This is a genomic window from Bacillus sp. JJ664, assembly GCF_036962205.1.
Lineage (GTDB): Bacteria > Bacillota > Bacilli > Bacillales > Bacillaceae_G > Gottfriedia.
On sequence record NZ_JBALMS010000035.1, the window covers coordinates 116,651 to 137,829 of the forward strand.

The 21,179-nt window shown below is 31.4% G+C and carries 14 protein-coding genes; 5 read left to right on the forward strand and 9 right to left on the reverse strand.

Translation table 11 applies throughout. The features are described from left to right. The first annotated feature begins 301 nt into the window (after positions 1 to 301). Positions 302 to 958, forward strand: a complete 657-nt coding sequence (locus V7056_RS05975) for a sugar transferase (RefSeq protein ID WP_192603473.1) — start codon at positions 302 to 304, stop codon at positions 956 to 958. Positions 959 to 1,526: 568 nt separating this feature from the next. Continuing rightward, entirely contained in the window at positions 1,527 to 4,895 is a 3,369-nt protein-coding gene (locus V7056_RS05980; RefSeq protein ID WP_499700194.1) for a S8 family peptidase, read from the forward strand. Between the two features lie 96 nt (positions 4,896 to 4,991). Here the strand turns inward: V7056_RS05980 and V7056_RS05985 are convergent, their stop codons facing one another. From V7056_RS05985 to V7056_RS06005, 5 genes are all read right to left on the reverse strand, one after another. Beyond that, on the reverse strand, positions 4,992 to 6,377 hold the full coding sequence (locus V7056_RS05985; protein WP_499700196.1) for an Ig-like domain-containing protein: 1,386 nt from the start codon (positions 6,375 to 6,377) through the stop codon (positions 4,992 to 4,994). A 222-nt stretch (positions 6,378 to 6,599) separates the two neighbouring features. After that, the gene (locus tag V7056_RS05990; protein ID WP_499700198.1) at positions 6,600 to 7,112 is read right to left on the reverse strand and encodes an NUDIX hydrolase; all 513 of its coding nucleotides are present in this window, start codon (positions 7,110 to 7,112) and stop codon (positions 6,600 to 6,602) included. 105 nt (positions 7,113 to 7,217) lie between these two features. Next, positions 7,218 to 9,653, reverse strand: a complete 2,436-nt coding sequence (locus V7056_RS05995) for an SH3 domain-containing protein (RefSeq protein WP_499700200.1) — start codon at positions 9,651 to 9,653, stop codon at positions 7,218 to 7,220. Between the two features lie 281 nt (positions 9,654 to 9,934). Next, positions 9,935 to 10,528 carry a lysozyme family protein gene (locus V7056_RS06000; RefSeq protein WP_499700202.1) on the reverse strand — a complete coding sequence of 198 codons (594 nt, stop codon included), beginning with the start codon at positions 10,526 to 10,528 and terminating at the stop codon, positions 9,935 to 9,937. 495 nt (positions 10,529 to 11,023) lie between these two features. Continuing rightward, positions 11,024 to 12,340 (reverse strand): TcaA 3rd/4th domain-containing protein, encoded by a 1,317-nt coding sequence (locus V7056_RS06005; protein WP_499700204.1) that lies wholly within the window; start codon positions 12,338 to 12,340, stop codon positions 11,024 to 11,026. Between the two features lie 260 nt (positions 12,341 to 12,600). Between V7056_RS06005 and V7056_RS06010 the strand changes: the two genes are divergently transcribed. Then, positions 12,601 to 13,992 (forward strand): M48 family metallopeptidase, encoded by a 1,392-nt coding sequence (locus V7056_RS06010; protein WP_499700206.1) that lies wholly within the window; start codon positions 12,601 to 12,603, stop codon positions 13,990 to 13,992. 41 nt (positions 13,993 to 14,033) lie between these two features. Here V7056_RS06010 and V7056_RS06015 read toward each other — a convergent pair whose 3' ends face one another. Continuing rightward, positions 14,034 to 14,525, reverse strand: coding sequence for a hypothetical protein (locus V7056_RS06015; protein ID WP_499700208.1), 492 nt, complete (start codon positions 14,523 to 14,525; stop codon positions 14,034 to 14,036). A 240-nt stretch (positions 14,526 to 14,765) separates the two neighbouring features. Between V7056_RS06015 and V7056_RS06020 the strand changes: the two genes are divergently transcribed. Continuing rightward, on the forward strand, positions 14,766 to 16,862 hold the full coding sequence (locus tag V7056_RS06020; RefSeq protein WP_499700210.1) for an LTA synthase family protein: 2,097 nt from the start codon (positions 14,766 to 14,768) through the stop codon (positions 16,860 to 16,862). A 98-nt stretch (positions 16,863 to 16,960) separates the two neighbouring features. Here V7056_RS06020 and V7056_RS06025 read toward each other — a convergent pair whose 3' ends face one another. After that, positions 16,961 to 17,671, reverse strand: a complete 711-nt coding sequence (locus V7056_RS06025) for a DUF3298 and DUF4163 domain-containing protein (protein ID WP_499700212.1) — start codon at positions 17,669 to 17,671, stop codon at positions 16,961 to 16,963. 380 nt (positions 17,672 to 18,051) lie between these two features. Between V7056_RS06025 and V7056_RS06030 the strand changes: the two genes are divergently transcribed. Continuing rightward, complete coding sequence (locus V7056_RS06030; protein ID WP_499700214.1) at positions 18,052 to 18,477, forward strand: hypothetical protein; 426 nt, start codon at positions 18,052 to 18,054, stop codon at positions 18,475 to 18,477. A gap of 400 nt (positions 18,478 to 18,877) precedes the next feature. On the opposite strand, the gene V7056_RS06035 is transcribed toward V7056_RS06030, so the two are convergent. Further along, positions 18,878 to 20,284, reverse strand: coding sequence for a zinc ribbon domain-containing protein (locus V7056_RS06035; protein ID WP_499700216.1), 1,407 nt, complete (start codon positions 20,282 to 20,284; stop codon positions 18,878 to 18,880). A 10-nt stretch (positions 20,285 to 20,294) separates the two neighbouring features. Beyond that, positions 20,295 to 21,179: zinc ribbon domain-containing protein (locus V7056_RS06040; protein WP_499700218.1), on the reverse strand; the 885-nt coding region annotated here is incomplete at its 5' end.

A 21,179-nucleotide genomic window follows, 5' to 3' on the forward strand; every position in this document is an offset into this window, starting at 1 on the left:
ATCATTGATGTATGATTTACATTATTGTATGTAAAGATAGTAATACTATCCAAAAAGTCGACATTCAACAATTTCTATAAAATGACATGCTGAGTACTACAGTTAATGGACACACTATGGCTGTAAGGTACCCTTGTGTTAGATTTTGAGGCATAGTAATAAAGTTGTAACAGAAAAACAATTGATTTTTTTCTGTTAACCTATATAATTGGTATGATGTTAAATATATGTGACGTTATACATTAGGACAGGTTGCACACATTTGCAAAAGATGGCCTAAATTATTAACTGGGGTGTTTATATGGCCTTACAGAATACTCAGCAAAAACTTGAAACAGGTTATTCATTTCAAGTATTTGAATCCATTAAAAGAAAAAGTATTGTTTATTCATTTATAAAAAGATCAATGGATCTAATCCTTGCATTAATGGCATTTATCATTACTGCTCCATTCGTTTTGTTCTTTATTGCGTTAATTAAAATTGATTCACCAGGACCTGCTCTTTTCATTCAAGAACGAGTAGGATTAAACGGTAAAATCTTTAAAATATACAAATTAAGAACGATGCGATTAGATGCAGAAGTAAATGGTCCACAATGGGCAAGTACAGATGATCCTCGAATCACTAAATTAGGTCACTTTCTTAGAAAGACACGCATTGATGAACTACCTCAATTTGTGAACGTAATCCTTGGGGATATGAGTCTTGTTGGACCTAGACCGGAACGAGCTTTCTTTTTGGTGAAATTCAATCACGAAGTACCTGGATTCACTAATCGTCTAGCTGTTAAACCTGGTCTAACAGGTTGGGCGCAAGTGAATGGTGGTTATGAATTAACACCAAAGGAAAAATTAGATTTAGATTTGTACTATATCGAACACCAATCAATATTGTTAGACATTAGAATTATGTTTAAAACAATTAAAGTCGTTTTAACTGGCGAAGGTGCGAGATAGATAAAAGTGTATAATTTTAAATAATGACATGATTAGACAAAAAGAGAGCATAAATGCTCTCTTTTTAATTTGTCTAAAATATGTTTTCCACAATTTTCATACATTTTCCCACAGTTATACACAATATGTGGATAACTAAGACACTTTATCCACAAGTAAACTGTTTATAAGTTTATAAAGTGTTAACAACTTGATCTTTCTCCTATTGATTACGCTAGTACAATCCTGGTTAGGCAAATCCAATGATAGTTCTAACGTCATATATACTTCAGATTATTTTGACGAATTTTCTTATGTTTTCACTAAATAAACTACATTAGACCTATCCACTGTAATTATTACTTATCCACTTCATTTATCCACATTTTTATCCACATATCCATCATCATTACGTTTATAGCTTCCTTTTCATAGTTTCTGTTCCCCTTATTGCTTTAAAACTTACACTCTATTATTACAATCATTAAAAAAATTATTTCATAAAAGTATAACGGCTCTATCAATTAATTTAGTATAATTAAGTCTACTAATTCTTAATATTAGAAAAAAATCGAAATGAGGGGTATGTTTGAGAAAAATCCTTAAGTATACTACTGCTTTTACACTTGCAGCTAGTTTACTTTCAACTAACTCAATCTATGCAGCTACAAAAAAGGAACCATTTAAAGCAAACTTCGTTAAAAAAAGCGCTCCACTACCTTTTTTAAATAACAAAAACCAAACTAGTGAAACAACATACGTCGTTAAATATAAAAGTGCTGTTTCTTCATCTATACATAGAAGTGCAGGGATGAATGTTGTTAAATCATTCCCATCACTTGGCTATGATATTGTGAAGATTCAAAATGGCAAAAAACTAGCCACTGCTCTATCAGTCTATAATAAATATGAAAATGTTACGTCTGTTTCACCAAGTGTACAGTATAAAGCTATGTCTTCTACTGCTAATCCAAAAGAAAGTGAAGCTTATCATTTATCTCAGCTTAAAATTTCTTCTGCTCAGAAGCTAGTAGCCAAGAAGCCTATAACTGTTGCTGTAATTGACCAAGGTGTCGATACGAAACATCCTGACTTAGCAGGTAGAATACAAGGTTCTTATAATGTAGTGAATCCTGCTACAGCTGGAGCTAGAGAATATCATGGTACACATGTCGCTGGTATTATTGCCGCTACTAAGGACAATAAATTAGGTGCATATGGTGTAAACCCGAATGCTAAAATTCTTTCTGTGAATGTATTTGATGGAAATGAGTATGTATCGGATTATACAATTTCAGAAGGAATACTGTACGCAGTTTCTAAAGGCGCTAAAGTCATTAATATGAGTCTTGGTGGATCAATGTACAGCCAATTACTTGATGACACAATCCAATACGCAGTTAGCAAAGGTGTAGTAGTCGTTGCTGCAGCTGGTAATAGTGGAATTAATGAATATAGCTATCCTGCATCATATGATGGTGTCATTTCAGTAGGCGCTACTAATGACCAACGCAAGCTAGCTTCATTTTCTACTTTTGGTCCTGGTATAGACGTTGTTGCTCCTGGGGAGTTTATTTATAGTACAATTTATGACCCAACACTTGGTAGCACATACTACTATTTAAGTGGTACTTCAATGGCTACTCCAGTTGTCAGTGGAATTGCATCTCTATTAAAAACAAAATATCCAAATCTATCATCTTATGATGTAGAGCAAATATTAGAAGAAACTGCTACTGACCGTGGCACAACTGGTTATGATATTAAGTACGGATACGGCTTAGTCGATCCTGTAAAAGCATTATCTTATAATATAAAGAATTTAGTTTCTTATAAAAAAACATCTGATGCAGGGATTTTATCAAGTGCATCAACTGTTACTCTAACAGGAAGCGATGTAGCATCATTTAACGGTTCAATTACAAAACCACATCAAACGAATCGCTATAAAGTAAATGTTAAGAGTGGCGATGCAATCGGACTAACTTTAAAAATGGCGAATGATTATGATGACCAGCTTTCACTTCGCTTTTATGAAGGCACAAGTACAAAATCGTCAAAACCAATCGTAATTGATGAAGTACTTGCCGGAAAAACTGAAGGAACTGTTTATGAAGCAACTAAAGACGGTACGCTCGTTATCGAAGTTAGTGATAAAAATGCTAGATATAGTCTTCAAGGCAAATCTACATTTACATTAGGCATCAAACAAAAAGCTAATACTAATGAAGAAACTGCAACAAAAACGAATCCATTACCTGTTACGCAGTTACCATTCAATACGGATAACTTATCACTTCAACTATTTAATAAAGGCGCAACAGGCACTAGATATCTTGCATTCCAACCAACTGATGATCAATCGGTCTTAATGGGTCTTGGTGCAATTCCTGGAGTAAACAGCTCGATTAATGTGTACGAAAAATCAACTTGGGATGATTATATTGCTTCGTCTGCTACAGTACAACCATTACCATTATTTTCAATCGATAATAACGGAAAAAGCGATGGCGAAAAAGCAGCTTATTCATTCTCAAAAGATACATCTTATGTAATTGAATTATCAAGTACATCAAGTACTGTATTTACTTTACCAAAATATGATGAGCAACCTAATTCAGCTGTTCCATATACAGGTTCATTAGAAAATGTTCATTTTACAATGTCTAATTTATCACTTCCAAATGATGAAGACGGATTAACAAACAGTGTGAATGTTGATGATACAAACTTCTTAACGCAAAATGTTGGTTTCGTCGACTCAAGCGATGTTGGCCAAATAGTAGATAATGCTCGTACAATTAGCCAAAATGCATCTCAAACTGCATATATTCAATCAGATAACGATGCCGATTGGTATAAATTCACAACTACGAAAAATCAATTTGTACAATTAAATTTAAATGCAAAAAAAGAACAACAATTAACTGCATCTTTATATGCATATAACGCAGAAAAGAAAGTGTTTGAGTATATTTCATCTTCAAATAATTACTTCACAGATCGTACTTATAACGAAAATAATCAAGACATATTTACTGGACTTGATAATGGTGTAACGTATTATATTCGCGTTTCATCTTTTAATGGTGTTACAGATCTATCTTATAAATTGTCATTAAAACCACATGGTGAAGTTGCTGATGATGATTTTGAACCAAACAATAGCTTTGAAACTGCCCGTTCAATTAAGAGCTATAATGAACTAACTGGAAACTTCTCATCATCTAATGATGTTGATTATTACTACTTTAAGAATACTAGTACGAGTACAGTTTTAAAAGGCTTCGAATTTATGGCATTCTCTCTGTCTGAAGATGAGTCAGGGACAATACCAAAAGTATTAACCGAAGATTTACCAATTAATATCACTGTTTACGAAGATTCAAATGGCAATAAAAAACTAGATGGAGCTGAACAAGAAAAAGGAAATTTCTATCAAAACTACGGAGACTTTACAAAAGGTTCATTCCAAGCAAAACCAAACCATGGTTACTTTATAGAAGTAGCGAATGCATTCACTGATATTCCAAACATCCATGATTATGGATTCCGCTTCTATTCAATGACAAGAGCTGATGAAGATGCTAAAGCAAAATATCGAAATGGTTTACCATCAATTATGCTTCCGCTAAAATATGCAGGTTCGAGCTCATACGTAGGGTATGGCTATTTAAATGCGAATGTAGCAAATGGAGATAACGATTTCTTTAGATTTGTAAACGATAAAGCACGTACTGTTTCATTCACATTAGACATGCCGGCTCCTGGAATGAATGGAAAACTATCAATCTATGATAGCAAAGGAAAACGCCTTGTAACTTTTGACCGCTACACATTTAATGATGCTGAAGTTGGACAAATTGCTCTGAAAAAAGGTAATTACTATTTCAAAGTAGAAGAAGCAAATGGTATTGCTGACTTCGATCAATACCAATTATTAATTAAAAAGCAGTAATATAGAAAAAGAGAAGGTTAACTACCTTCTCTTTTTTTTCATTACAAAAAATGCGATGTAAAGTGTTGATTCACTTTTACATCGCATTTCTATTTTTTATAAGACTGTAATGGCTCTTTTACTTACATTACCTGCTTTATCTTTTACGTATACCTTTAAAACAGTCGATTTTTTCTGTGCTTTTATATTTGCAGAAAACGTTCCACTTGAGTTAACTTTTGCTGTTCCGATACGTGTAGTACTTCTATAAATTTCAACTGTTGCATATTTTTCTGCTTTTCCAGTAACCTTTGTTGTTTTACTCGTTACTTTATTAACAGCTGCCATAGCTGGTATTGTCTTATCTACAGCAAACTTAATCGTTGTTGTATTATTTGCTGAATCTTTTACAATTAAAGTATAGTTACCTGATTTTGTGACACTACCCCCATTTGAAAAAACCTTGCCATTTAAAGTTGCTGTACCTTCGTTAAAACGAATTGTAACGGTATTACGATAATATTTTCCAGATGTCACACCACTTACAACTGGATTTTCTTTATAGATATAGGGAGAAGCTACATATCCTTTTAATTTGCCATCAACTGTTTTAACTGGAATCCAAACAAATTGATTTTTACCACTTGTTAAATCATATTTAATTTCACCATTCACGTAGACTGGTGTATGACTCGTAAATTGCTTAAGGCTAGATGGTGTGCTAGTTGGGTTTGGTCTTAAGTTTACTTTATTCCCAGTTACCAATACCTTCTGGTTCATTTTATAAAAATAAGCTGATTGATGCAGTTTATTTGTTAAAGTGTATTCTAACTTTAAAAATTCAATATTTTCATCGAGCTTTGGATCATATTTAAAGTCACTTGTTTTAAAAGGAAAGTGAGCTAATGTCGTTTCATTTATGAAGCTTTGTTCTTCGATAATACTAAAAACTTCCTCTTGATAAGCTTCGTTATTTGTCTCACCACTATCTTGAAAAAGTGGACTATTCACCGGTTTAATTCCATTATAAGCCATTACTGAGAAGTACCAGTTTTCAATCATATGTCGATTTGCACCTTTAATTTTTGGCAGTGTTTTTAAACTGTATTTGCTGTTTAAAATGTTAACACCAATCTGAATATTATAGGCAATATCATTTTTTAATCTTTCGGTGTCATAGCCACCATCTGTCACTTGCATAATACCTATACCATTATCATCAGAGATAAGTGGTTTGCCATCCACATATTGTTTCCAACCTGATTCTTTAAAAGCGATTGCCTTTACTACCTCTGGCGGAATATCCGCATTAATAGCAGCACTCGTTAATAAACAATTGATATGTTGAAATGAAGGATTTACTTTTTCTTTTATTTGACCAAACTTAGAACATTTTGATGACCACGTTGTATTAACAGAAGCTGTTTCAGCAGAGGCTGTTCCATTAAATAGACTAACGGTTAAAGCTGATAATATACCTACTTTTAGTAAGAATGATTTCATGACACTTTCTCCAATCTATTAAAATAGTAAACAATATGAAAATTTTACCATATTTTTTTTAGTCTTTAAGTTTCCAATTTTAATAGTAACATGTAATTTTTATTTCATCACTAAAAATAGAGACAACTATATTCAAAGTTGTTTGGTTTTTAAAAAGAAGTCTTCGCCAAAAAACACTCAGAGGAATAATTTCTGAGTGTTTTTTGGTTTTTTAAGCTAAATTCATTTAATGAATTTCTTCAGTTCTTTTAAAACAAAATTCTCACGATGAATCCATCTATTCTTCTCAGATTGATTTAATACGTTTTGGTTTTTCTCAATGGCCTCATCAATTGTCAGCCATTTGGGTACAAATTCTTGTGCAGCTTCATAATCATCTAATTGCTGTGCAACTTTATTAGAGTTGTTTAATTCAAATAGGTAATAATGTGAGGTCATTTCGAAATAAAAGTTATCATCATATTCATCTATGTGCCTTTCAATAACTAAACCCATTCTTTCTTTCACTGTGCAGTTTATGTACCCAGTTTCTTCGGCTACTTCTCTTAAAAGTCCATCAGTATGACTTTCATTCTTTTCCAAACCCCCTCCTGGGAATTTATAATCCCCCAAATTCGAATGGATGAGAAGAATTTTATGATCCTGAATAATAACAGCCCTCACGGCTTCTCTATATTTAATATTAACTTCTTGTTTATTTAGTTCTTCAATTCCTAACAATACATTGAATAACAAAGGATTCACCTCGATAGAAGACTTTTTGTAAACAAATAAATCGAGTACAAAACTTCAATGTTTTATACTCGATTACATATACTTCTTTACTTATTTCACATTTGGTTATTTCAATTCTTGCGCCACATAACTAGTTGAAATCCAGCCCATCATTCCATTACCGATTTGGACTTTATACCAACTTTTTGTGTAGTCCATTTCTAGACTTCCATTTGGTAATGTCACAATGTTTACATAATCATTTAAATTAAATTGTGCAATAATATTATTTCCTGAAGTAGTTGGAGTTGAGCGAACATTTAGTCCATCTATTAGGATTCTGCCAAGGTTTTTAACTGAAACGTATCTATTATATACATCAAATTTAATTGTGTTTGTCCAATAGACAGTATCATCTATCATCAATTTAACCCAGTAGTCATTCGTTTTTTCTAAAAGAATAAAACTTGTTCCTGTTGTGATTGCTTTTACTTTTGTTGTATCCCCTTTGTTGGCAAATAAGTTTAGACTACTGTCTGCTACTGCTTGTATACCGACTGGGAATACATCACTGCCTTCAGGTTTTACTGGAGCTGAAGGAATCGTTGTATTGATTTGTGCTGATTTATAGTAGTTCTTATCATAAGGAAGGATTTTTTCCATATGCTGTGAGATTGCTTTTCCCCAGTTTGAGTCACTAGCATAATAAAAATTCATACCTTCACTTTTAGCGTCGATTCTTTTCCCATTTGCATCTTTTGTCGTATATCCAAGATACGCGCCATTGTACTTCCAGTTATTCGGGTTCAAATAAGTCGTTTTCATTTCACGAGCAATATAAGCTATATTCTCTTTAACTGAAGTAAATTTGTATGAAGCAATGTACGCAGTAGCATCATACGATCCAAATCCAAATAAATTTGATTTACCTAAAGAAATCGCTGACGTTCCATATCCACTTTCATGGATTGCGTGAGCAGCTAAGTAAAGTGCATTTACACCGAATTGCTTTCCAGCGTCAATAAATAATTGTCCTTGGCCAGTTAGCACACTTTTCTTACCTTTTAAATTAACATAGGCAGCTATATAATCATTAATTTGCTTTGCTGTAACAGATGACTGAGTTCGTAAATCAACAAACTGATAAGTATCTCGGTTGATTCCTGGATCAGTTATGACTTCTTTTAAATACGCACCAGATACAAATCCTGTTTGACCATTATAAGTAACTTTGTACCAATTATTTGACGCTTTATGTGTCGCAACAACTGTCGCAGACTTTGGAATAACTGCCAGGATCGCAGATGATGCATCATATGAAGCTCTTAGATTTAATTCAGCTGTTGTTGTATAGTTCTTATCTGGAATATCTGTTACTGTAACACCGTCACTTTTAATAAAATCACTTATATTGATATATCCTGTTTGTCCATTGTAAGTGACGCTATACCAATTATCGATTTTTTTACTTGAAGTCAATTCAGTATCTATAGGAACTGTAACTAGTTTTCTAAACTGGCTTCCGAACGATTCGTATACATATGTTTCTTTTGTAGATTTGTAAATTGTATTTGTAAAAGTTGAGAATGTATTTGCGGTTACATCTACACTATTAATATAGTAATCTTGTCCATTATAAGAAATACGGTACCATATTTTCCCTAATTGATCAGTTGCTTTTTGTGTAGAAGCAAATCCGTTATTACCTTCTATAGAGGCTACCTCCTGAGTGTCTCCAGGAGCAGTATAGTATTTTGCAAGGTTTTTTGTGAAGTAGTAGGTCGTAGGTGTCGTTTCATATTTCACTTCATTGATGTTGTTTGTAAAATCAGCAATATTGATATACCCTTTTTTGCCACCATAAGATACATAATAAAAATTACCGATTTTTTTACTTGTTGATATAATTGTGTTTTTTGGTACGCTTACAAGTTTCGAGAAAATTGTACCGTAATATTGATATACGTATGTGTCCTTCGTTGCTTTATACTTTGTATTAGTAAATGTTGTAAACGTGTTATTAACAACATCACTTTTGTTTATGTATAAATATTTTCCTTTATAATAAACACGGTACCAAGTTTGTCCGCTACTATTTAAGACCACTTGTGTGCTACTAAATCCATTATTACTAGCGACAGTGTAGACTTCTTTTTTCTTTGTGTCAGGAGTCAAATAAAGCTTGGTTGTTTTATTCGTAAAATAATACTTAGTTGGTTGAGTTGTATATTTATTATATTCCTTTAAATATGTACCATCTACCCAACCTGTTTTTGTAGTATTTTTGTTTTTATATTTGTACGTATAAGAAACTTTATACCATTTATCTTGTTTTAACGTCACGATTAATATAGCGCCCTTTGGTATAGTAAGAAGTTTTTTATAATTCACCCCTGGTTTTTCTCTCATTACTAGATTGGAAGTATTTTGAAACTTTCCATTCAGTTTTTCAATCGTACTGCTAGCCTCTGTTTTTTCAATTCCTATTGTAGGAAAAGGAATGCTAGATGTGCCCACTAGTATACCCGCTGATACCATCAGTGCTTTACTAATATTTTTCATGTAATCACTCTCCCCTTTCTCCAACCGTCATTAAGAAATAAAAGCCTTTTTACTTAAAGAATTAAGTAAAGTTGAGATTCATGTTAGTAGTTTTATAGAATAACAGTTAAATCTACAAAGTTGACTTTTACAAAAAAAATTGGATAAATTATGTATATTTACCAATTATATCGGAAAAAATCGAAAAATGTTTTGGCTTATCACAAAATGTAATCAATTTGACATACTGTTTACATAAAAAATAGCTCTAATAGTAAGACGCTCATCTCTTACCATTAGAACTATGCTTCTCTATGCTTTAATGCTTCGTACAGTTCAAAGTACTTTGTTTTCTTTAATACCTTGTCACTATAAGTAAAATCTCCATAACAATAAGGATATCTGAAATTCTCCTTATCATTATTACATGTGTATAGCTCCGGATTTGTATCGACCATTGAAAGCGAGTACGACTTCGCAAGAGGTACCGAATGTTTCCCTCCGTGCCCTTTTACAAAATCAATATAAGAAATCCCCATATTATAGCTTTGTATAATTGTCTCTAAATCTACACCTTGCTTCTTCCCATATTGATAAACATCTGCAAAATGAATGACACCTTGCTGAATACTTTTTGAGGAGCTTTTAATACTGTCCTTAGCTAAGCCAAGTGATTCGGAAGCCTGCATAGGATCTGTTCCTTTTCCTTTTGTTTCCTGCATCATAAGCCCCAGTAATAATGGGGTATACTGCTCCAAGCCAACAGACTGTAACTCTGAATAAATTTGCGTTTCATACTTCAAAACATCATGAAAGTAATAACGATATATAGCAAACGATCCAACGACCGTTAATAGAAGTGTTAATAACAAAAGATTCTTAAGAAAATTCAACATTATAACTCTAATTCAATACCTCCATTTACTGTCTTTTTATTCATTATAACGTATATTTTCATATTAAAAAGCAATGTTAGAAAACTACATATAAATGAAATCGAATTGAGAAAAAAGTTACATTACATATTAGTAATATATCAGTAAAATGTACTATCCGTATATTGATATTTATCAATAATTGACACTATACAGAAAAAAGTTCCATTTTTCAAAGGAAATTCTTACACTTTTTCTTTAACTATACGATTTCCGCCAATTTCACCTACCTCACTTCCACAAAACAGCCTCTCGAATCTCACTAATTTTACAAGTGACTATTGATTAAAAGTGCATATTTATCCTTTTGGAATACAAATACATTTCATTCTTTCTACATAATTATATCTTTATGATCAATAAAAAAAGGCAACTAGTTAAAATTTTAATTAGTCGCCTTTAAATATATTTCGGAAAAGTTTCTACGAAGAGAAGCTATTATTTCAAAATATAATTTTATGATTTAATTTCCTTAACTTCTTCAATACGATCCATTTTTAATTCATCATCCACTCTTGAAAAATGATACGTAATTTCAAATGACTTCGTTTTTGTTTTTCCTTTTTTATCAGTTATCTCATATGTTTCATTTGTCACGATTACCATACCTGAATCGTCTTGCTTTGAGTTTTTCATCGCAAAGCTAACAAGCTTTTGTGTTGTATTTTTCTTTTTAATTTTTTTCTGATATTCTTCTGATTCTAAGAATGCCTGACCATTTTGGTTAAATAATCCGTCAATGAATTGCTTTTCTTCTAAATTATTTGTTGATGGTTTTGTTTCAGGTAAGTATCGATCAAAAAAGTCTTTAATACCTGCAAAAAATCCACCATCTTCCTCGGTCTTTTCTTCATTTTGTGTAGGTGTATTGAACAATAAATCGATGTATTTACCATTGATCGGCACTTCGTCTGTTTTGATTACTTCACCATTTACTTCTATTTCTGCATGTACAATCGTTTGACCATTTAATAAAAACGGACCAAACTTCTCAACTTCACTTATTTTTTTACCAGTATCTTTTCCGTTAACGAACAACTTTGCATCTGGTTCATTCGAATAAACTTGTACATAACTAACATTAAATGTTAATTCCTGTTCTAATTTATTTTTAGTAGCTTTAGAAAAGTCTAAGTCTACTGTTTCTTCAACCTCACTATATTCACCTTGGTAAATTGCAGATAATGAATACTTACCAGGCAAAATCTTCTGATATGATTTTTCATATTCATCTTTATTTAAACGAGTCGTTTCATTATTCAACTGAAGCTCTAACTCATCAATTGGAGACGTTACTGTTAACTCAAATGGCTCCGCTCTAATAGTATAAGTTTGATAGATTCCTAAAAATTTATTTCCTTTAGCAATTGTCAGCACGTGATTACCGTGTCGATCAACTAACTGAGCATTTTGAATCGCACCATCTTTTACTAAATCATCCACTTGGTTAATCAATTCAGAACTATTCATATACTCCATAAACGCTTTTACTGATTCTTCATTAAGTGTGGCACGTGTACCACCTTCCTCTAAAACATGTGAAACTTCTTTATAATTATGTTCAGAAACGGCTTTTTCGAATGATTTAACCATTCGTTCAGGTGTAAACATTGATTTTACGATCAAATGCCCACTAATCAAAATGATAATGAATGCCGCAATCGAAATCATCCATTTTTTCTTATTTAGAGGAAACGATTTTTTAATTTTATGATTCCGAATACTCGTTCGAGAAATCGAATTCTTTTCCTGCTCTCTTACTTGATTATTCATTTATTATACTTTCCCCTTAATTCGCAAGTTAATTTTCTTTTCATTGAGTTATATTTTAAGAACCGTAGAAATAGTTCATATTTTTAAAAAGCTATTAACTATCATACTAGATTTTATTAGAACGGTAAAAAGAAATCTTTATCTTTTTCCATGTAATTTTGACTTTGGAAGTAATTGGTCTAATCAAAATTTAATAATTCAATGACAGGCTTAATGTTGCTTGGTAAACTTAAAGAATGGTCAACAAAGGAGGAAGTGGCTTGAAGTCATTAGTTAATCGTAAAGAAACCATCTATTTTATTTTATTATTACTAGCGAGTATACCAATGTATATTATGCTATTCGTGAGTATTGTAGGTATTTTTATTTTAGGATTTTTAGTACTCATCCCTATTATTGCACACTTAATTTACACTGCTCATATCCGAACAAACGGTGTAAGAATTACTGAAAAGCAGTTTCCTGAGATATTTGAACGAACTAAGGAAATTGCAAAAGAAATGGGCTTTTATTTACTTCCTGATATTTATGTAATGGAGTCTGGTGGCTTTCTAAATGCTTTTGCGACAAGATTTTTTGGACGAAATATGATTGTATTATATGCAGACCTATTTGAAATGAAAGAAACAGATCCAAAAGTAGTTGATTTTGTAATCGCACATGAACTTGCTCATATTAAACGAAATCACATTATTAAGAACTCTTTAATTTTACCTGGGAACTGGATTCCTTTTTTAGGTTCCGCTTATTCTCGTGCATGTGAGTATACATGTGACCGTATGGCAAATCATTATATAAATGATTTTGAAGCATCAACTCGTGCACTATCAATGCTTGCAGTTGGTAGAAAGTATTACAATACAATTGATATTCAGGAATATATGCACCAAAGCAGTAGAGAAAAAGGATTTTTCATTTGGTTAAGTGAAAGACTAATGTCTCACCCTACATTACCGAAACGAATTTCTGCTTTGTACCATTTTAATAATATAGAAAATAATATCGTTTTTAAAACGCCAAAACGAGTATTGGCAGTTGGCATAATAGCTGTTGCTTTATCAATTGGTGGAATTGTACTTATTACACTTTCAGCAGATAAACTAGTTTCATTTATTGATGAAGTATCACAAGAAATAGCTGATGAAGATTTAATGGGAACTGAAATAGACCCAGATCAAGAAACTCCATTAACACTTGCTGTTTTAGATAATGACATTAATAAAGCTAAAAAATTAATCGATGAAGGTGCAGACGTCAACGAAAAAAATGATGTAGGAGATTCACCAATCATTTCAACAACTTATCTTGACACAGGCTACATTGATTTAGAGATGTTAGAACTGTTACTTGAAAATGGAGCAGACCCTGCAATTGGTGATGAAGAGGATTATACAGTGCTACATGCTGCTGCCTATATGTCAGATATGGAAGCAATCGATTTATTATTAGAATACAAAGCTGATATTAATATAAAAGATTCTTACGGAGAGACACCTATTTTCGAAACAGTTTATGAAGACAATGCAGTAACATTTAAGCACTTAGTCGAAAAAGGTGCGAATTTGATGATTGTGAACGACGAAGGAGATACAATCAAAGATTTGGCAAAATATAATGATGCAACAGAAATATTAAAACTATTAAACAAGTAAAAAAGTAAAAAGGATATGAGTTATTCTCATATCCTTTTTTTCTATGAACCTTGTTTACTAGTCCAACTAACCCAAACATTTGAACTAGAACCAGATATCTTTTCATAATCATTTGGGCTATTTAAATTTAATCTTCTTCCATTTTGTGAAAACGAAACAATCGTTTTCTGGTTTCCTACACTTAAGCCTGCATAAATTCCTCTTGCAGCTAATGTTTCATCTGGATTTGCACTAGCTGTAATAATTGGAGCGACTGATTCAGTGACAATTTCTAAATCACCCTTATGATTTATGTATGCGTTAATGATGCCGACACTATGATGAGTTTCATTTGCGTGAAGATAGATCCCATCAGGATCAAAACGGATGACTCCGCCTCTTTGTTTGATTTGACTTTGAGGTACTTGCGAAGATAGAAAGCTGAAGCTACTAGAACCTGATACTTTTTCTGATATATAAAAAACAGAAGTAAGTGCCATACAACTAATACCCACAATTTTAATACCTTTAAACATTTTACGAAAAGCTAACATTTATATCAAAAACCTTTCCAAAAATAAGAAAATTTTACCATTTTATTTTATCATGCAAATAATTGAGAATTCAATTATTATTCACAAAATGCATTATTTACAAAATATCAGTTAAAAACATGGCCGTTTTAAAAAAAGAATTTACTAAATATTAGTTCATTCTATGATAACTATTTATTTTGGTATAATAAGAATGTTAATTATATGTAAATTATATTGAATGGATATATGGGGGAAGTAATGAAAAAAACAAAACAAAAATTTGCTGTGAACAGTAAAATGATCTTAGCAATTTTAATGCCATTATTAACTTTACTGTTTATTGAGAGTATCTATAGAGAATTACCATTGAAAGTATGGATTTGGATGAAAGAATATCCACTAAACTTTATTTTTGAATACTTAATATTATTCGTTTGCATGAATAGCTTTTACTTTTTAAAAAAGAGAGCTTATCTTTTCACGCAATCACTTTTATTCCTGATATTTAGTTTTTTCGCACTTGCTAGCTTAGTAAAAACGCAAAAACGTGGAGAACCGATTGTTCCAAGTGATTTCTTATTACGAAATGAAGCACTAAATATATCACAGTATATTTCAATAGAAGGATTATTTTTCACGATTGGTGTTCTCGTTGTCGTAACATTAATTGGGCTTATCGTCAGCTTTTTGCTAAAAAAAGAAAAAGAAAATACAAAGGTGAATGTAATTTCTTCTATTATATCGGTTATCATCGCATGTTTTTTAATAGTAGGATATCCATTTAACCTATATTCACATTTCAAAATTGAGTCGATTGGCTGGAGTCAAAAAGTAAATTCGCTTACTAATGGAAGTGTACTTGGTTTTGTTTTAAATAGTATTAATTCTTCTATTAAAGAACCAAGGAGCTATACAAAGGAAACAATTGATTCTATTTTAGACTCTGCTAATAGCTCAAAACCTACCTTAAATAACGCAGAAAAACCAAATATTCTGTTCATACAAAGTGAAGCATTTTTTGATCCAACTGTACTAGGTCAAAATGTATTTAATAAAGATCCATTATCTTATTTTCATTCATTACAAAAGGAAAACACGACCGGACAGATGATTACACCAGTATATGGTGGAGGAACGATTAATACCGAACTAGAAATTTTAACAGGACTTTCAACAACTTTCATCCCTTCTGTTTCCTTAGGTTTTCAAAATTACATTAACAAACCGGTGAATTCTGCTGCAAGAATTGTTCGTGATCAAGGTTATACGGCAACAAGTATTCATACTTATCATTCATGGTTTTACCATCGTGATGAGCTTTATAAAAACCTAGGTTTCAATTCTTTTCAAACTAGACAAACATTCAAGAATGCCCAACTTTCTGATACAACAAAATTTATATCAGATGAAGAAATTAGTAAGCGTATCGTTCAAACATTAAAAGAAACTCCGACACCTGACTATATCTATTCAGTTACTATGGAAAATCATGGTCCTTATGACCATCCAAAAAAGCAATATAATGATTATGCAACGAATTTACAATTAGAAGATGGAAATAGAAATATCTTAAATACGTATGCTCACAATTTAGTGAACATAGATCATGCATTAAAAATGTTAATTGAATCCTTAAAACAATTAGATGAACCGACTATAGTTGTATTTTATGGTGATCATCTTCCAATGTTAGGTGATGATATGAGCGTATATAAAGATGCTAATTTTATAAAAAACCCAGAGGCCAAGGATGATTATATAAAAATGCATACAGTTCCTCTTCTGATTTGGAGTAATTATTTACAAAAACAACCGTCTATACAATTAAGTAGTAATTTCTTAACACCCTATGTTTTTCAATTGGCAAATATCCAAATGAATACGAATTTCTCGTTTTTAGCAAATTCAATTAATGGCAATGACCCAATAATACTTCCTTCAAAATTCCAAAAAAGTTCTAAGGAAACAAAGAAGTTTTTAACTAATTATGAACTGCTACAGTACGATATATTGAAGGGCAAGCAATTTACTTATCAAAATGGAAATCAGGTAAAGGATTTACCATACTTTTTAGGCAACCCAAATTTTACCGTTAAGAATATCGCGCCTAAAACACTAAGAGTTGGTGAAAGTAAGCAATTAATTACAATAACGGGAAAAGGTTTTTCCTATGCAACTAAAGTAAAAGTAAATGACCGAAACGTTGCTTTATCTTCCAGATCTGCAACGAAAATGCAATTCTTCCTATCAAAGAAGTATTATGAGCAAGCTGGTGACATTACTGTTGAAGTTTATATGAGCGATTCTTTAAAAAATGTTGTTGAAGGACCGAAACAAATAATAGTCGTAAAATAATTCGACTTCATCATATGTTTAAAAAAAGTAGAGCCATTTTTAATGACTCTACTTTTTCTTTTATTTCTGGGTCCTGTGAAGTAAACAAAAACAAGTATTTATTTCATGTAAACACTCGTAGGAATAACTACCTCTGGCATCCCCGCTGCATAAGGTAAAACTTCATATTGACTAAAAATAAGTCTGATTCCTTTTTTATCAAATGTCCATAATGTACTACGATCATTCAGTACAATCTCACTTGCTTTCGAAATAAATAAACCATCTTCGTATTTTTCGGATAAAATATTAAAAGCAGCATCTTTTACTGCAGTCGTCTGACCATTAATAGTTGATGATAATTTATATAATTTTCCTGTCTTTACATCAAAATTATAACTTTGACCTGTTGTCATTCCATGCGCTCCACCTAAGTAAGTGTAAGTATAAAAAATAATACTTAATTGATTATTCTCGTTGTATTTAACCTTATAAGAATAATCGTATTCGTAGCCCCACCATTCACCAAGGCTGTCATCCCACTCTGCTTTATCCTTTGCTTCGACCGCCTTAAATTTAGTATATGCTTTCGCAGCATTTAAACCTTTCGTTTTTAAAAACTCATTGATTTTCTTACGAGCATTTTGATCTTTCACATGACTAATTTGTGGATATGTAACTGGTTTGTTTTTAATTTTTACTTTCGTTACGGTTACAGGTTTTACTACTACCTGTGTATTACTCATTTTCTCTTCTGCACTCATAGATAATGGCTTAACTAAGGCAAAAGTCAGTGCTGTTGCTAAAAAAGCAAATAGGATTTTCTTCATTTTATATTGGTCTCCTTTAGTTTAAGATAATTTTTTTAATGGAAGCATAAAAGAACATTTAGTAGTTACATATATTTGTATTATTTAAGTAATAAACTAAAAAATAGATACATTATAAAGGATTCTTCTGATTCACCACCCTCTTCAACTTATAAAACTTCTTCTAAAATATTCCAAATAAACTACAATATGAATTATATTACATAATTGTTACAAAATAAATACAAATATTACAAATTGTAATATTTATTTTTTTCTACTTTTATATTGGTAATCATAATTGTTTTGTGCAAATGTACTCGAGGTAGATTGTAAGCGCATACTCAAGGTTGTATACTATACTTATCTAGTAATCTATACAAGTATTCGGAGGAGAACGTATGATAAAACAAATTCAGTTTTTCTTAGCTTCATCCAAGTTAGCAACTCAAATGCCTGGATTTCGAACTAGCACACCTTGGAAACAGCTTGCCGCTTTAATTGGATATCCAATTCTTTTCGTATTGTCTTATGTTTACATGAGTTATCAAATGAACCACGTAACATCAGCTCGTGATGGCATTCTTTTAGGCATTAACAATTTCGTTGTAGTTTTATGCATGATTATCCTTCCGTTTATTCTGATTACAAACATAAAAGACATTCGAAATAAACTACCGCTATTTAAAGAAAAGAATATCGGCAGAAAAGTTGCTGGGACTGCACTTACTGTGTTTCTGTTGTTTACGGTAATGGGTGTTTTGACTACTTCGATTAGTAAGATGTATTCTGATGAGTTTGTTGAGAAGATTAGTGTTATGAAATAAAAGTATAAAGTTTGATCTTGTTTTTATGAGATCAAACTTTTTTATATGTATTTATTCAAGAACATTTCACATTTAAGAACAATACATTTATATAATTCTGTTAAAGTTTTATATAAATGTATTTAAAAAGGTGAAAGACATGAACAAAAATATTAGAAGTAATCGGATTTTCTCAAATATCATTTGTTATATTGGCTTTTTCGTTCAATCTTTTATGCTCTATAGATATCATGAATTACTAATTTCCTATAATCCCACAATATTTAAAATCCATGTTTTCTTTGCTATTCTTTGGCTACTAATATCGATTTTAGGGACTGTCTGGATTAGATATATAGATAAGAATAAATACAAAGACAAAACTCAAGATTGAGTTTTGCCTTTGTATAAGCTATGAATATTAATAGTAAGTGTCTACGCTAGTTACATTCCATTTTTTCTTATCTTCATCATAAATAAATGTTACAGTATAGTCTTGACCCTCTAAAGTAGGCGTAGGTTCGTCACTAGAGTAATACTCAGCCGTTTTAGATTTTTCGTTTACATATAGAGAAGCATAATAGATGCCTTCTTCTTCCCAGATCGTGTTACTTTCATCATCAGTATATGGTTTTATTGATTGAAGTGTACTTATATAAGACTCTTCATAAAACTCCATATCATCTATGTCAGATTGTAAATTTTCCAAACGATATTCTGAAGCATTTACGACTTTAGTTATATCTTTTGATTTCAAAGCTTCTTTCTCTGACAGAAGATATGTTTTATAAGTATCCATTAGTTGATTTACAAATTCTTCTGGCATATAAAAATCTAAGTAAACATCACTATCATCAATTGTTTGAGTATTAGATTGTAGTTCTCCCCAAGGAAATTTCTTTTTGGCAAAAACACTAATCGAACTATCATACGTAACAGGTCCAAAATAGAAGCTACTATCCTCATATGATCCTTTTTCTTTTTCATTTACGTATAAAGTTGTATCTGAAAACGGTGTACTGATTTCTACATCATCACCTTCTAATTCATAATACACCTCATATGGTTCATTAGTAGAATTAGATAAATATATTTTTTGAGCATCCTCTAGTTTAATATAATCAGTATTTAGATTTGCAGTAGATTTATATACCCCAGGAATGTAAGGTCCTATTTCTTTTCCTTCATGAAAACTATGTCCTACTTCTTTTTCTCCAATTTTTACAACAGTGTCCGGATAATTTGTTGATAAATAAATATATTGCGGTTTAAATACCAACTGATAGTGAGGAAAAATTCCAAATTTTTTCGCCTCTTTACGTAAATAAAGATCTTCTTCTATAGGTTTATCATCACTAATATCAAGATTGGAATTTTCTACTTTTGTATAATAGCTTTCTTGTTTATGTACTAGATCAAGCAAGTTACTACGATAATCTTTATCTTTTACTAATTCCATAAATGGTTTTAAATTCTTTGAATTTATGTCCAATTTTTTGTCATCAGACTCTACCAACTTCGCAAGTTGTTTAGCATCATTAGTTTTTATGGCTTCAGTAAGACCATTAACTAATCTCTCTTTTCCGTAGTAATACTGTCCATACTTATAAGCTCCAAATACTATTGCTAATAAGATAACAGCTGAAACAACTAATTTTTTAGTTTTAGGTGAAAGAGGCTTTTGTGTCTTACTAATTGTATGACTCTGCTCACCTTTAATTTTAGAATTTTGATTATGTTCAATACTAGGTGTTATTGTTGTTCCACATTGACTACAAAACTTTATTCCTTCTTTTAAACCAGTTCCACAATTTTTACAGAATTCCATACTTCACCTCTTATAAACCGATAAAATTAGATAAGAAGTTGAAATCACTTCCACCTAACTCATTTAACTTAAATAACAACTGTTTCAATACACTTTGAATATAAATATATTCAGATAATATAATGACTATATAAATAATTAAAGAACCAATTAATGGATCAATAATATTTGAGTTTTTTAGCTTATAAATACTTAAAGTTAACGGAATGACAAACAACAAACACGTAATCCCAACACCTAAAATAAATAAGCTAATTTTGAATGAGATAAATGCAAAAATTAGACTAATAATAAATATAGTTAATAGCGTTGTGATAAACGTCCCATACTTTGCTACAGTATCTTTAAATGTTACTTTTGATTTTTTAACAAATAGATAAATTAATCCAATAATCACAAACTGTAATAGAAATATTACGAAAAATGGCTTTATGATAAATGTTGAGATTGGTAAAATATCTCCGGCTGTAACCGTGTCAGTAGGACCTTTTCCCATAGCATCTTGATATAGTTCGCCGAATCCACCACCTGAAAAAGTGATTAATAGATTAATTGCATCCTTTAGCATTATGTAAATAATAAATGGAATAATAACAGATGATAAAATGATTGAAATTAGTGCAGGAATAAACTTTGTTTCATCTGCAGCTTTTGCTGCCATAAATGGATTACGAAAAACCATTTTAAAGAAATCTATATATCCTAAACTTACAGCTTTAGCTTTGCCCACATAGTCAGATTGAGCTACAGTAGAGCTTACTTCTTGAGCTGCGTGATTAAGCGCATTATCCCCCTTCATTTTACCTTCTAAATCTTTTAATTTTGCTCCACAATTTTCACAAAAAAGATCTGTTTGCTGTATTGTAGCCTCACAGTTTTTACATTGCATAATTGT